Source organism: Micromonospora sp. DT43 (assembly GCF_049841645.1).
Taxonomy (GTDB): domain Bacteria; phylum Actinomycetota; class Actinomycetes; order Mycobacteriales; family Micromonosporaceae; genus Micromonospora.
Genome location: NZ_JBNCKR010000003.1, coordinates 316258 through 329526, shown reverse-complemented (window position 1 = coordinate 329526; position 13269 = coordinate 316258). Strand labels below are relative to the sequence as shown.

Annotated in this window: 12 protein-coding genes; 4 read left to right on the top strand and 8 right to left on the bottom strand. The window is 72.8% G+C overall.

Annotated elements, in window-relative coordinates:
- Positions 1–90 precede the first annotated feature (90 nt).
- The 8 genes from ACLQ26_RS09295 to ACLQ26_RS09260 all read right to left on the bottom strand — a co-directional run bounded on the left by ACLQ26_RS09295 (position 91) and on the right by ACLQ26_RS09260 (position 6819).
- On the bottom strand, positions 91–1236 hold the full coding sequence (locus tag ACLQ26_RS09295) for a glycosyltransferase family 4 protein (protein ID WP_425744047.1): 1146 nt from the start codon (positions 1234–1236) through the stop codon (positions 91–93).
- Between the two features lie 90 nt (positions 1237–1326).
- Positions 1327–2070 (bottom strand): MBL fold metallo-hydrolase, encoded by a 744-nt coding sequence (locus ACLQ26_RS09290; RefSeq protein ID WP_425744046.1) that lies wholly within the window; start codon positions 2068–2070, stop codon positions 1327–1329.
- A 224-nt stretch (positions 2071–2294) separates the two neighbouring features.
- A complete protein-coding gene (locus tag ACLQ26_RS09285; RefSeq protein WP_363679038.1) occupies positions 2295–3260 on the bottom strand; it encodes a PLP-dependent cysteine synthase family protein in 966 nt (321 codons plus the stop codon).
- Positions 3261–3271: 11 nt separating this feature from the next.
- Positions 3272–3667, bottom strand: a complete 396-nt coding sequence (locus ACLQ26_RS09280; RefSeq protein WP_425744045.1) for a MoaD/ThiS family protein — start codon at positions 3665–3667, stop codon at positions 3272–3274.
- A gap of 65 nt (positions 3668–3732) precedes the next feature.
- On the bottom strand, positions 3733–4221 hold the full coding sequence (locus tag ACLQ26_RS09275) for a M67 family metallopeptidase (RefSeq protein ID WP_363679034.1): 489 nt from the start codon (positions 4219–4221) through the stop codon (positions 3733–3735).
- A gap of 52 nt (positions 4222–4273) precedes the next feature.
- Positions 4274–4768 (bottom strand): DUF2017 domain-containing protein, encoded by a 495-nt coding sequence (locus ACLQ26_RS09270; RefSeq protein WP_234581563.1) that lies wholly within the window; start codon positions 4766–4768, stop codon positions 4274–4276.
- Between the two features lie 61 nt (positions 4769–4829).
- Positions 4830–5120, bottom strand: a complete 291-nt coding sequence (gene clpS, locus ACLQ26_RS09265) for an ATP-dependent Clp protease adapter ClpS (RefSeq protein ID WP_039905549.1) — start codon at positions 5118–5120, stop codon at positions 4830–4832.
- Positions 5121–5268: 148 nt separating this feature from the next.
- Positions 5269–6819, bottom strand: a complete 1551-nt coding sequence (locus tag ACLQ26_RS09260; protein WP_425744044.1) for a hypothetical protein — start codon at positions 6817–6819, stop codon at positions 5269–5271.
- A 196-nt stretch (positions 6820–7015) separates the two neighbouring features.
- Between ACLQ26_RS09260 and ACLQ26_RS09255 the strand changes: the two genes are divergently transcribed.
- From ACLQ26_RS09255 to ACLQ26_RS09240, 4 genes are read left to right on the top strand one after another with little or no spacing between them, the layout of a single operon-like run.
- Positions 7016–9694 carry a LuxR C-terminal-related transcriptional regulator gene (locus ACLQ26_RS09255; RefSeq protein WP_425744043.1) on the top strand — a complete coding sequence of 893 codons (2679 nt, stop codon included), beginning with the start codon at positions 7016–7018 and terminating at the stop codon, positions 9692–9694.
- Positions 9695–9710: 16 nt separating this feature from the next.
- Positions 9711–10997 (top strand): nicotinate phosphoribosyltransferase, encoded by a 1287-nt coding sequence (locus ACLQ26_RS09250; protein ID WP_425744042.1) that lies wholly within the window; start codon positions 9711–9713, stop codon positions 10995–10997.
- A gap of 36 nt (positions 10998–11033) precedes the next feature.
- Positions 11034–11615, top strand: coding sequence for an isochorismatase family protein (locus tag ACLQ26_RS09245; protein ID WP_425744041.1), 582 nt, complete (start codon positions 11034–11036; stop codon positions 11613–11615).
- A gap of 40 nt (positions 11616–11655) precedes the next feature.
- Positions 11656–12906 (top strand): MFS transporter, encoded by a 1251-nt coding sequence (locus tag ACLQ26_RS09240; RefSeq protein ID WP_425744040.1) that lies wholly within the window; start codon positions 11656–11658, stop codon positions 12904–12906.
- Positions 12907–13269 lie beyond the last annotated feature (363 nt).

Sequence of the window (13269 nt, the reverse complement as noted above, 5' to 3'; positions counted from 1 at the left end):
CACCCTATGCGGTGCGGCGATCTCCGTCGCTCGGGGTGCCCCGAGCAGCGTCCGCGTCGTTCACCCGGAGGAACCCCTCGACCGGCGCACTCACGACGCGCACCGCAGGTCGACGGTGGCGGACTGGGCGCGTACCGCCGAATAGTGCCCGACCAGCTCGTCGCCGACGGCCGCCCAACTGCGCCGGCGAACCGCGGCCCGGGCGGCCACCCCGTACGCCCGCCGCCGGTCGGCGTCCCCGGCCAGCGCGGCCACCGCGGCGGCCAGGGCGTCCCCGTCGTCCGGCGCGACCAGCAGCCCTGTCGTTCCCGAGTCGACCAGGTCGACAGGCCCACCACTGGACGGTGCGACCACCGGCACCCCCGAAGCCAACGCCTCCTGCAGAGTCTGGCCGAACGTCCCGTGCGACCCGGTGTGCACGAACACGTCCAGGCTGGCGTAGAGCCGGGCCAGGTCCTCGCCGTGCTGCACGCCCAGGAAGTCCACAGCCGGCAGCGCCTGGGTCAGTTGGCGGCGGGCGGGACCGTCACCGGCCACCACTACCCGCACACCAGGCAGCCGGGACGTCGCCGCCAGCAGCTCCACCCGCTTCTCCGGGGTGAGCCGGCCGACGTAGCCGACCAGCAGCTCACCGTCGGGGGCCAGCCGGCGCCGCAGCTCCGGGCACCGCTTGGCCGGATCGAACCGGACCGCGTCCACCCCCCGGCCCCACAACCAGATCCGCCGCACCCCGTTGGCGATCAGGTCGCCAGCCGCCCGCGTCGACGGCGCGAGAGTCCGCTGGGCCAGATTGTGGGTCTCCCGAAGCCGCCGCCACGCGGCCGCCTCACCCCAACTCACCCGGTACGCCCTGGCGTAGGCCGCCACGTCGGTCTGGTAGACCGCCACCATGGGCAACCCGTACCGGCTGGCGAGCGTGGCCGCGCGGGCACCGAGGACGAACGGACTGGCCAGGTGCACCACGTCGGGCGCTGCCGACAGCAACGCCCCCGCCAGCCGGGTGGTCGTCGGCACACCCAGCCGGAAGCCCTGGTAACGGGGCAGCGGCACGCTCGGGATACGCACCACCGGGTAGGGCAGCCCCTCGATGTCCCGCCGTGCCGCCCCGGTCGGGGCGGGCGCGATGACGACCGGCTCGTGGCCCCGGGCCAGCAGATGCTCCGCCGTACGCGCCACGGAGTGCGTGACGCCGTTCACGTCCGGCGGGAACGACTCGGTCACGATGGCGATCCGCATGCCCACACCGTGCGGGCGCCACGGGTGCGGCAGGCGACAGGCCGCTGACCGGCCGGCGAACAGCAGGGCACAACACCGCCGCGACGGGCGTCAGATGTCGTAGCTGGCGCCGGCCCGGACCACCTCGAGCGGCCCGGTGTACGCGGCCGCGGCCGACTCCAACGTGTGCGCCTCGCTGCCCCAGGCCGCGACCAGGTGGGTGAGCAGCAGCTTGCCCACCACCGCCTTGGTCGCCGTCTCGCCGGCCTCCCGACCGGTCAGGTGCAGGTCCGGAGGATTGTCCACACCATCGAGGTAGCTGGCCTCGCACAGGAACACGTCGACGTTCTGCGCCAGGCGCAGCAACGCGTCGCAGGGAGCGGTGTCCGACGAGTAGCACAGCGACCGACCACCGTGCTCCAACCGCACGCCGTACGTCTCGACGGGGTGGTTGACCCGGTCGACGGTGACCGCGAACGGCCCGATCGGAAAGGTGCCCGGCTGCAAGGCGTAGAACTGGTAGACGTCCTCCACGGTGCCGTTGTCGCCGTAGGCGGCGCTGAGCCGGTCCGGTGCGCCGGAGGGCGCGTACACGGGCAAGGGCGGGTAGGGGCCGTCCGGGGCGTACCGGCGGACAACCACGTACGACGCGGCGTCGAGGATGTGGTCACAATGCAGGTGGGTCAGCAGGATCGCGTCGGGGGCGTGCAGCCCGACGTAGCGCTGGAGGCTGGACAGCGACCCCGGGCCGAAGTCGACCAGGAGGCGGAAGCCGTCCGCCTCGACGAGATAGGCGGAGCACGGTGACTCCGGGCCGGGGAAGCTACCGGCACACCCGAGGACGGTCAGTCGCATCGAGTTGTCTCACTGCTACTGTCAGTAGCATCCATGCCGGCGGTGGTCCCGGCCATGATCTCTACCGACGCGTACGCCACGCTGCGCAGCCTACGCTGGGGTGCCCGGCGACAAGAATCATCCGTTGGAAGTTGTCACGAACGTGACACCTGCTCACAGCGAGCCGGCGACGAGACGGGCCGCCGACGCGCACGCCGACGGCCCGTTCGCGAAGACCCCTGCGGTCAGGCCCAGAGCTGGCCCTCCAGCGCTTCCTCGGCATCTGCGAGAGTGCCGCCGTACGCGCCGGTGGACAGGTATTTCCAGCCGCCGTCGCAGACCACGAACGCCACGTCCGCACGCCGGCCGTCGCGGACCGCCTCGTGCGCCACGGCGAGCGCGGCGTGCAGGATCGCACCTGTGGAGAACCCGGCGAAGATGCCCTCCACCTCGACGAGCTGACGGGTACGCAGCACCGCGTCCCGGGTGCCGACCGAGAAGCGCCGGGACAGCACCGACGCGTCGTACAGCTCCGGCACGTACCCCTCGTCGATGTTGCGCAGCCCGTAGACCAGCTCGCCGTAGCGCGGCTCCGCCGCCACGACCTGGATGCCCTCGACCTTCTCGCGCAGGTAGCGCCCGGTGCCCATCAGGGTGCCGGTGGTGCCCAGCCCGGCCACGAAGTGCGTGATGGTGGGCAGGTCGTGCAGCAGCTCCGGGCCGGTCGTCTCGTAGTGCGCCCGCGCGTTCGCCTCGTTGCCGTACTGGTAGAGCATCACCCAGTCCGGGTGCTCCGCGGCGATCTGCTTGGCCGTCGCGACGGCCTGGTTGGAGCCGCCCGCCGCCTCCGAGAAGATGATCTCCGCACCGTACATGCGGAGCAGCTGCACCCGCTCGGTGGAGACGTTCTCGGGCATCACGCAGACCAGCCGGTAGCCGCGCAGCTTGGCCACCATGGCCAACGAGATGCCGGTGTTGCCGCTGGTCGGCTCCAGGATGGTGTCACCCGCCCGGAGCCGGCCGGCCTCCTCCGCCGCGCGGACCATGAACATCGCCGCGCGGTCCTTGATGCTGCCCGTGGGGTTCCGGTCCTCCAGCTTCGCCCAGAGCCGCACCGGCGGGGCACCCTCGGGCACCGTCGGAGAGAGCCGGGGCAGACCGACGAGCGGCGTGCCCCCACAGGCATCGAGCAGGCTGTCGTACCGCGCCATGGCGGCCGTCCTCAGCGAGCCGCGACGGCGGCGCTGCGGGAGCCGGCCACGGCTGCCGCGGCGCTGTGCGAGCTGATCGCGGCTGCCGCGGCGCTGTGCGAGCTGATCGCGGCTGCCGCCGCGAAGCCGAACGCGCCGCCGGCCACCGCCGGCAGGATGGTGACGCTGTCACCGTCGGACAGCTTCGCGTCGAGCGCGCCGAGGAAGCGGACGTCCTCGTCGTTGACGTAGACGTTCACGAAACGGTGCAGCGCGCCGGCCTCGGTGACCAGACGGCCACGCAGCCCGGCGTGCCGCGAGTCCAGGTCGGTGAGCAGGTCGCCAAGCGTGTCGCCGGAGCCCTCGACGACCTTGGCGCCGCCGGTGTAGCTGCGCAGGATGGTGGGGATGCGAATCTCGATGGCCATGATGTCGTGCTCCTCAAACGGGTGTGCCAACGGTGACGGGAAGAACGGGTGCGAACGCTGACGGGTCAGCGGCCGGAACACTCGTAGTCGACCGTCGCCGGGCTCTGCCCGAACATGTAGGACTGCACGGCGTGCGGGTCGACACCGGCCTCCACGATCTGGACCGGCTCCTCGGTGACCACGCCGTCGACGATCCGGAACGACCGGATCTCCTCCGAGTCGGGCTCGCGGGTCGAGACGAGCAGGTAGTGCGCGCCCGGCTCGCCGGCGAAGGAGACATCCGTCCGGGACGGGTACGCCTCGGTGGCCGTGTGCGAGTGGTAGATGACGACGGGCTCCTCGTCCCGGTCGTCCATCTCGCGCCACACCCGCAGATGCTCCATCGAGTCGAACTCGTAGAAGGTCATCGACCGCGCGACGTTGTCCATCGGGATGTGCCGGGTCGGGGTGTCGCTGCCGACGGCGCCGGCGACGACGCCGCACGCCTCGTCGGGGTGATCCCGGCGCGCGTGGGCGACGATCGCGTCGATGATCGACCGGTCGATGCTCAGCACGTGCACCAGCCTAACGCCTACCGGGCGGGCCCTGAAGTGGTGCCGGTCACGCCTAGTCGATCAAGGCGTTGAGCAGCGACTCCTGCAGATATCCGAGATACGCGTAGACCGACAGCTGGAACACCCGGCTCGAGCCCGGATCCTCGGTCACCGCGTCGTCCAACTCCTCACCCAGATCCGTGCCGTCCTTGATCTCCAGCCGGACACCCATCGCCAGCCGCGCGTCGTTGAGCGCCCGCAGCCACGCCTCGGCCGCCTCGGCGTCCAACCGCACCTCGCCGCCGGCCTCGTCGGGCAGCGCGGCCAGGATGGCCCCCGCCTGGTCGATCTTGGCGGTCTTCAGATCACCCTCGGTATAGCGGCGGAACTCCGCCGTGCCGCTCGCGTCCTCCGGGTAGACCGCCGGGAACAGCCGACCCACCACCGGGTCCGTGTGGTCGAAACCGTCGGTGAGCAGACCGACCACCTCGGAGGCGACCTTCCGCAGCACCCGCACCTCGTCCACCGCGAAGGTGGCGACATAGCGGCCGGCCTGCCGCCGGAACATGCTCACGATGCCTTTCCTGTTCGCGACTGCGGGGCTCGCAAACCCGGCTCACTCCTCGCGCTCACGAGCGATCCACCGTCGCCCACAGGCCGTACGCGTGCAGCTGCGACGCGTCGTGCTCCATCCGCTCCCGGGCCCCCGTGGAGACCACGGCGCGGCCCTTGTGGTGCACGTCCAGCATGAGCTGCTCCGCCCTCTCCCGGCTGTAGCCGAACAGCTTCTGGAAGACCCAGGTCACGTACGTCATCAGGTTGACCGGGTCGTCCCACACGATCGTCACCCATTGCCGGTCGGGCGCCGGCACGTCGTCAGTGGCCGGCGTCTCGACCGGTGCAACCTGTGGAGCCGCCATGCCCCCCATCGTGCCACCGGTTTCCCGGAACCGAGGAACCGGAACGCCGGGGGAACCAGGATCACCCGTCATGAGCACCCCGCCACCACCCCGCGCCTCGTCGAACGCGAGGTGCGGGGCGGACCCGAGCCGGTAGGTGACCACACCGTCAGGCGAGCAGGATGCCGTGGTCGACAGCGTCGGAGAGCACCACGTTCAGCGAGAGGCGGATCACCTCGAACCGCCGGGAGATCTCCCGGGAAAGCTCCAACTCGACCTCCCGCAACGCCCGCTGGGACCAGGCCCGCGCGGCGTTGTGGTCGTCGTTGCCCGGCGTACGCCACTGCTGCCAGCACCCGCCGGAGAGCGCCACCGCGACCGGAGGAAGCACCTCGTCACGGGTCACCGCCGGATAGCCGGCGAGCGCGTCGATCGCCTCCGCGCCGGTCAGCCCGGCCACACCCGCCGTACTCGTGATCAGCAGGACCCGGTCCAGGTCGCGCCCCGGGCGGTGATCGGCCAGGCCGTACTGGACGGCGGTGGCGATCCGGCGGCGGACGCCCTCCGCCGGTGTCGCGCCGAGCACCTGGGCGGCGGCGTCGGCCACGACGCCCCGCACCGCGTGGTCGCACTGCGCCGTGGCCAGCAGTGACAACGCCGCCATCTCCCGGTCGAGCAGGTCCGGCAGGCCGGCACAGCCGACCCCGAAGACGATCTCCTGGACGGCCCGTAGATGGACGTTCGCCAGTTCCAGGGCCAGGTGCTGGCGGATCCGCTGGGCGCAGGAGCGGGTCTGCCGGTCGAGCCGCTCGGACCAGTCCCCCGGGTCGGCGGACACCGCCACCCGGTCGTGCTGCCCCGGCAGCACCGGCGGATCGGTGCTGGCCCGCTGCAACCCCTCGCTCGCCGACCAGCCCACCAACGCCCGGCGCAGGTCGTCGGCGGAATCGGCGCCGTCGACCGGGAACCACCGCGCGCCGGCCAGGGAGGGGACCGCGGCCAGCAGCGCCGCCCGGTGCGCCTCGACGGTCACCGCCACCGGATCCACCTCCCCGGACCGGCGGCCGGATGGCGAGACGGACGCCCCCGCGTCCTCCGTCATCGCCACCCCGTCGGCCAGCTGCGCCCAACCGGCCGCACCCGGGGTCACCGCGAACACGACCTCGACCGGGGCCGCGGCCACCTCGGCGAGCAGGTTCAACTCCTGGGCGGTGAACGCCTGATCCGCCGCGATCACGAAGAGCAGCGCTCCGGCCCGGCCGACGGCGTCGCGTAGCACCCGGACGCCGGCCACGCCGAGCGCGCCCGTGTCGGGGGTGTCGATCAGTGTGAAGTGGCGCAGCAGCGGCTCGGGCACGCTCAGCTCGACCCGCCGCGGTGGACGGGCCAGCGCCGGGCCGGCGGCGTCCCGATCCGCGCCGTACGAGTGCGGCTGGCGGTAGCCGGGGACGAACGCCGCCCGGGTGGGCACCTGGGCGTGCCGGACCAGCAGCCAACTGCCCGCCGGCACGGTGAGCATCACCGGGTCGAGCCCGACGAGGGTGGCGAGGACCGCACGCCTGTCGGCACCGGCCGGGCCGACGGCGACCACGCCGAGCGGCTCGTCCGACCGGGGAACGGGCACACCGAGCTCGGTGGGCAGCGGGCCACAACTCGGCAGGTCGGCTGAGCTGGCCATGTCGCCGGACGAGTCGAGCGAGGGGAGAGGGCCCTGCTGCATCGGGTGGCCTCCCAGGGCAGGCGACCGGCGCGCCGGTCGTGTGGAAATCCGGTGACACCACCCGGATGTCGGAAGAGTACGTTCGGCCGGCCGACCAGGCGGAACACTTCGGATACTCACCGGTAATTGTGTGGCTACTCAACTTCGATGCGTGACGGTGCGGGCGCGGACGGGATTCGATGGATATGCTGCGCGGATGAGTCGATGGAAGTTCGTCGGCCGAACCGATGAGCTCAACCGCCTGCTGGCGGCGGTGACCGGCGAGGCCGGTCGAGGGCTCTTCTTCAGCGGCAGCGCGGGCATCGGCAAGAGCCGGCTGCTGCGCGAGGGTGTCAGCACCCTGCCCACCGACCGGTACGCGATCTGGTCCATCGCGGCCAGCGCCACCACCGCGGCGCTGCCGTTCGGCGGGCTGGTGCAGGTCCTCCCGGCGGAGCAGCCCCAGGGCCTCTCCCCCGCCGGCATCCTCCGCTGGGCATTGGATGTCCTGCAACAGCAGGCCGCCGGCCGCCGGATCGTGCTCGCCATCGACGACGCGCACCTGCTCGACCCGCCCTCCGCGGCGCTGGTCCACCTGGTCGCCCGCGCCGACAACGCCACAGTCGTGGGCACCCTGCGCGACGGCGAACAGATCCCGCTGCCGATCCGCGCACTCTGGACCGACGACCTGGTCGAGCACGTCGAGCTGACCCCCATGCCACCGTCGGAGACCGCCGGCCTGCTGGCGGCGATCCTGGGTGGCCCGGTCGACGCCGGCTCGGCCGACCGGCTCGGCCGACTGTCGGCCGGCAACCCGCTGCTGCTGCGCGAGCTGGTGCACGCCGCGAACGGCAGCGAGGAGTTGAAGCGCACCTACGGGATCTGGAAGTGGACCGGGCGACTGGAGCTGGCCCCCAGCCTCACCGAGCTGATCGACACCCGTGTCGGGCAGCTCACCGACGGCGTTCGCACGGTCGTCGAGCTGGTCGCCTTCGGCGAGCCGCTCGGCCTGCACCTGCTCAACCAGGCCGCCGAGCAGTCCGATGTGGAGTGCGCCGAGGAGCGCGGGCTGATCACCGTCGTCCAGCACGACCGGCGGACAAACGTACGCCTGGCCCACCCGCTCTACGGCGAGGTGATGCGTCGCCGGTGCCCCGTCAGCCGCACCCGGCGCCTCCAGGCGCACCTCGCTGAGCTGCTGGAGCAGGTTGGCAAGCGCCGCCGCGACGACCTGCTGCGGGTGGCGGTCTGGCGGCTCGACTCGGGCACCGCACAGGACGCGGCCCTGCTCGTGGACGCCGCGATGCAGGCGTTCACCCGCTACGACGTACCGCTGGCGACCCGGCTGGCCCGGGCCGCGCTGCACGCGGACGGCGGCTCGGACGCGGCGGAGCTGCTGGCCACGATCCTGATGTTCGCCGACCGACCCGACGAGGCGATCACCGTCCTCGACGCGGTGACCCTGGAGGCCGGAGACGAGCGTCGGCTCTGCCGGTGGCTGACCGTCCGCGGCATGGTCAGCTACTGGGGCCTCAGTCGAGAGTCGACAGTCGAGGAGATCGCGAGTCGGGTCGAGCAGCTCGGCGACTCGGCCGACCGCGCCCGGGTACACGCCTTCGAGGCGATCATGCGGCTGCACCGGCTCGACACGACCACCGCCGTACGGCTCAGTCAAACCGTGCTCGATCGGCCCGCGGCCAGCATCGCCGCCCGCGAACTTGCCCGCAGCACCATCGCGTACGTCCAGGCCGTCCAGGGTCAACTGACACGCAGCGGCGCGGCGATCGCGCAGGTGCACTCCGCGGCGGCCAGTTGGCGCACCGACATGCCGTACCTGCAACTGGCCCTGGAGTTGGCCCGCGGCACCCGGCTCATGCTCACCGGCGACCTCGTCGGGATCGACGCGATCGTGGCCGACGAGTTCGCCGACCTGGCCGGCGCCGGCGACTTCCGGCTCGGCACCGGATACCTGGCCATCCTCCAGGCGTACGCCGCGCGACTGCGCGGGCAGAGCGACTCGGCGATGCGGACGTCGTTGGGCGCCTGCGCGGTGCTGGCGACCAGCCGGGTCTACGCCGGTCTGGCCCAGGCCGAGCGGGCCCAGGCAGCGGCACTGCGCGGCGACGCGGCGCAGGCCAACGAGGCGATGGCCGAGGCCGACCGCACCCACGCGCCGGGCATGGCGGTGCTCTACCCGTGGCTGGAGCAGGCCCGGGGTGCGGTGCTCGCCGCGTCGGGTGACCTGCCGGGCGCGGTGAAGCAGCTCAACGACCTGACCGACCGGCTCCGCGCGGACGGTTTCGCCGGGCACGAGGTGCACGTTCTTCACGATCTGGTCCGGTTGGACCAGGCCGGCGCGCCGGTCGGGCCCACCTGTTCCGACGGCGGGCGGCGCACCGTTGCGCAGCGCCTCGCCGAGCTGTCCGAGCAGGTGGACGGCGTACTCCCGCCGCTGCTGGCCCGGCACGCCCGAGCCGCGGTGACCGACTCCGCCACCGATCTGCTCGCGGTCGCCGACGACTACGCCGCCCTGGAGCTGACCGTGTACGCCGCCGAGGCGACCGCCCAGGCCCTGCAGCGGCTGCGGCAGCAACACTCGGCGGCGGCCGGCGACGCGCGGGAGCGCCTGGCGGGGCTGCTCGGCCGTTGCGATCTGATCCGCACGCCGGCGCTGCGGGCCGGGGCGCCCGTGCTGACCGAACGCGAGTGGCAGGTGGCCCGCCTCGCCGCGCACGGTGCGACGAGCAAGGCCATCGCCGAGCGGCTCTACCTCTCCGCCCGCACGGTGGAGAACCACCTGCAGCGGATCTACACCAAGCTCGGCGTGACCGGCCGGTCCGAGCTGTGGGCCGCGCTGCGCTCGATCCCGGGCCACGACGGCGGCGGCGCGGGCTGAACCTTAGGCTGGGGCGGTGAGCACCCTCCGCCCCGCGCTGCTGACCGACCACTACGAGCTGACCATGGTCAGCGCCGCACTCAAGGACGGCACCGCCGACCGTCGCTGTGTCTTCGAGGTGTTCAGCCGTCGGCTGCCCAGCGGCCGGCGCTACGGCGTCGTCGCCGGCACCGCGCGGCTCATCGAGCTGATCCGTGACTTCCGGTTCGACCCGGCGGAGGTCGACTTCCTGCGCCGCACCGGGGTGGTCGACGAAGCCGCCGCGGCCTGGCTCACCGACTACCGCTTCACGGGCGACATCGACGGGTACGCCGAGGGCGAGCTGTTCTTCCCCGGCTCGCCGATCCTGACCGTCTCCGGCGGCTTCGCCGAGTGCGTGGTGCTGGAGACGGTGGCGTTGTCCGTGCTCAACCACGACTGCGCGGTGGCGGCGGCCGCGGCGCGGATGGTCACCGCCGCCCGGGGCCGGGCACTTATCGAGATGGGATCGCGCCGGGCACACGAGGAGGCGGCGGTGGCGGCGGCGCGGGCCGCGTACCTGGCCGGATTCCGGTTCACCTCCAACCTGGCCGCCGGGGAGCGCTACGGCATCCCCACGGCGGGCACGGCGGCACACGCGTTCACCCTGCTGCACGACGACGAGCGGACGGCGTTCGCCTCGCAGGTGGCCACGCTGGGCAAGGACACCACGCTGCTTGTCGACACGTACGACATCAGCCAGGGCATCCGCAACGCCATCGCGGTGGCCGGGCCGGAGCTGCGGGCGATCCGGATCGACTCGGGTGACCTGGCGGTGATCGCGCAGCAGTCCCGGGAACTGCTGGACTCGCTGGGCGCCACCGAGACGAAGATCATCGTTTCGGGTGACCTGGACGAGTACTCCATCGCCTCGCTGGCCGCCGAGCCGGTGGACATATACGGCGCGGGGACGGCCGTCGTGACCGGCTCCGGGGCACCCACGGCGGGGCTGGTCTACAAGCTCGTCGAGGTCGAGGGCCGGCCGGTGGTGAAGCGGTCCGAGCACAAGGCCACCATCGGTGGGCGGAAGGTGGCGGTCCGCCGGCACAAGCCGACAGGCACCGCGACGGACGAGATCATCGTCCCGCAGGGTGTGCCCGACCGGCAGGCAAACGACCGGCTGCTCCAGCGCTCGTACGTGATCGACGGTGAACCCGTCGCCCTGCCCAGCCTCGACGAGTCCCGGGAACACCTGCGCGAGTGCCTCATCTCCATCCCGTGGGAGGGGCTGAAGCTCTCCGCAGGCGACCCGGCCGTGCCGGTGACAGTCGTACCCGCCGCCTGAGCCCTCCCGCCAACCCGACACGAGAGGCAGATCCCGATGGCCGACGCGCTGATCATCGTGGACGTGCAGAACGACTTCTGCGAGGGCGGCCCACTCGCCGTCCCGGGCGGCGCCGGAGTGGCCGCCGGGATCTCCCGGCTGCTCGCCGCCGAGCCGGACCGGTGGCGGCACGTGGTCGCCACGAAGGATTACCACGTCGACCCGGGCGCGCACTTCGGTGATCCGCCGGACTTCGTCGAGTCGTGGCCCCGGCACTGTGTGGTCGGCACCAGCGGCTCGGAGTTCCACCCGGAGCTGGAGACCGGACGGGTCGAGGCGATCTTCCACAAGGGTGAGCACGCGGCCGCGTACTCCGGGTTCGAGGGCCACGCCGACGACGGCGAGTGCCTGGCCGACTGGCTGCGCCGGCACGACGTGGACCGGGTCGACGTGGTCGGTATCGCCACCGACCACTGCGTCCGCGCCACCGCGCTCGACGCCGCCCGGGAGGGCTTCGCCACCACCGTCCTGCTGGAGCTGACCGCCGCGGTGGCGCCGGAGACCACCGACGTGGCGCTGCGGGCGATGGACGGCGCCGGGGTGATCCTGCACGGCGAGCCTGTGATCAGGGCCGCATGAGGCGGTAATTGGTTGGCCAACGGTCCGCCGCCCGTCGAGGATGGCGCCGGAGGTACGGACCAACGTGAACATCAAGCCTTACCGGACAGCCCTCGCCCTGCCCGGCCTGCGGTCGCTGCTGCTGGTCGCCGTCCTCGCCCGCATCCCGCTCACGGCGACCGGGGTCACGCTGACCTTCCACGTGGTGCTCGACCTGGACCGGGGCTACGGCGCGGCCGGTCTGGTGGGCGCCGCCATCACGGTGGGCGCGGCGATCGGTGGGCCGCTGCTCGGCCGTCTGGTCGACAGGCGTGGTCTGCGTCCGGTGCTGGCGCTCACCGGTATCGCCGAGGCGCTGTTCTGGGCCACCGCGCCGTCGTTGCCGTACCCACTGCTGCTGCCGACCGCCTTCGTGGCCGGTTCGCTGGCCCTGCCCATCTTCTCGGTGGTCCGCCAGTCGATCGCAGCGCTGGTTCCGGAAGATCAACGACGGCCGGCGTACGCGTTGGACTCGATGTCCGTCGAACTGTCCTTCATGATCGGCCCGGCGCTGGCGGTGGCCCTCGTCACCGCGATCTCGGCGCAGACCACCATGTACCTCGTCGGCGGCGGCATCGTCGCTGCCGGCATCGCCCTGTGGCTGGTGAACCCGCCGATCCGCAGTGCCGCCGAACCGTCCGGCCCGCGGCGCCACGTGCCTCGCCGGGAGTGGCTGACGCCCCGGCTGTTCGCCGTTCTGGCGCTCAGCGCCGCCGCCACCCTGGTGCTCGGCGGCACCGACGTCGCCGTGGTGGCCGTCCTGCGGGCCAGCGGCGAGGTCAGCTGGACCGGCGCCGTGCTGGCCGGCTGGGCGATCGCCTCCCTGGCCGGCGGCTTCGCCTACGGGGCGGTGCGCCGCTCGCTCTCTCCGCTGGTCCTCACCGCCGCGCTCGCGCTCTGCACCATCCCGGTCGGGCTGGGCGGCGCCCACTGGTGGCTGCTCTGCCTCGCGTTGATCCCGGCCGGCGCGCTCTGCGCGCCGACCATCGCGGCCTCCTCCGACGCGATCAGCCGCCTGGCCCCCGCCGAGGTACGCGGCGAAGCGATGGGCCTGCACGGCTCGGCGGTCACCGTCGGCATCGCGGTCGGCGCACCGCTCGCCGGCGCGGTGATCGACGCGAGCGCACCGCTCTGGGGCTTCGCGGTGACCGGAGCGCTCGGCGCACTGGTCACCCTGGCCGTGCTCCCCGGCGAACTGCGCCGCCGTCGCCACGCCGACGCCCTCGCGGCGGTGCCGCCCGCCGAGGCCGAGTTCGCCGCCGCCACTCGCTGAGGACAACGCAACCGCCGGCCGGGCCGATGCCTCATCGCGCCGCACCGGGCCAGGCCGGGCCGCGCCGGGCCGGGCCAGGCCGGGCCGCGCCGCACCGCACCGGGCCGCGCCGCACCGCACCGGGCCGCGCCGCACCGCACCGGGCCGGGCCGCACCGGGCCGGCCACGCTTCGCTTGCAGCGCCCTCGCGACCGCAATCAGTGGAGCCGCCACAGCGGCTTCGTCGGCGGCACACTTGCCGAGAACACGTATGACTGTGAGTCATAAATATGACTCACAGTCATACGGCTCAACAGCCCAACACGGTCCGGAGCCCCATTGACCCGCCGGGGTGCCCGGACCGCGTCGGCGCGGGCGCGATCC

Excerpts from the sequence above, each read along its gene's own strand:
- ACLQ26_RS09295 (WP_425744047.1), bottom strand. The coding sequence starts at position 1,236 with ATGCGGATCGCCATCGTGACCGAGTCGTTCCCGCCGGACGTGAACGGC.
- ACLQ26_RS09290 (WP_425744046.1), bottom strand. The coding sequence starts at position 2,070 with ATGCGACTGACCGTCCTCGGGTGTGCCGGTAGCTTCCCCGGCCCGGAG.
- ACLQ26_RS09285 (WP_363679038.1), bottom strand. The coding sequence starts at position 3,260 with ATGGCGCGGTACGACAGCCTGCTCGATGCCTGTGGGGGCACGCCGCTC.
- ACLQ26_RS09280 (WP_425744045.1), bottom strand. The coding sequence starts at position 3,667 with ATGGCCATCGAGATTCGCATCCCCACCATCCTGCGCAGCTACACCGGC.
- ACLQ26_RS09270 (WP_234581563.1), bottom strand. The coding sequence starts at position 4,768 with ATGTTCCGGCGGCAGGCCGGCCGCTATGTCGCCACCTTCGCGGTGGAC.
- clpS (WP_039905549.1), bottom strand. The coding sequence starts at position 5,120 with ATGGCGGCTCCACAGGTTGCACCGGTCGAGACGCCGGCCACTGACGAC.
- ACLQ26_RS09260 (WP_425744044.1), bottom strand. The coding sequence starts at position 6,819 with ATGCAGCAGGGCCCTCTCCCCTCGCTCGACTCGTCCGGCGACATGGCC.
- ACLQ26_RS09255 (WP_425744043.1), top strand. The coding sequence starts at position 7,016 with ATGAGTCGATGGAAGTTCGTCGGCCGAACCGATGAGCTCAACCGCCTG.
- ACLQ26_RS09245 (WP_425744041.1), top strand. The coding sequence starts at position 11,034 with ATGGCCGACGCGCTGATCATCGTGGACGTGCAGAACGACTTCTGCGAG.
- ACLQ26_RS09240 (WP_425744040.1), top strand. The coding sequence starts at position 11,656 with ATGGCGCCGGAGGTACGGACCAACGTGAACATCAAGCCTTACCGGACA.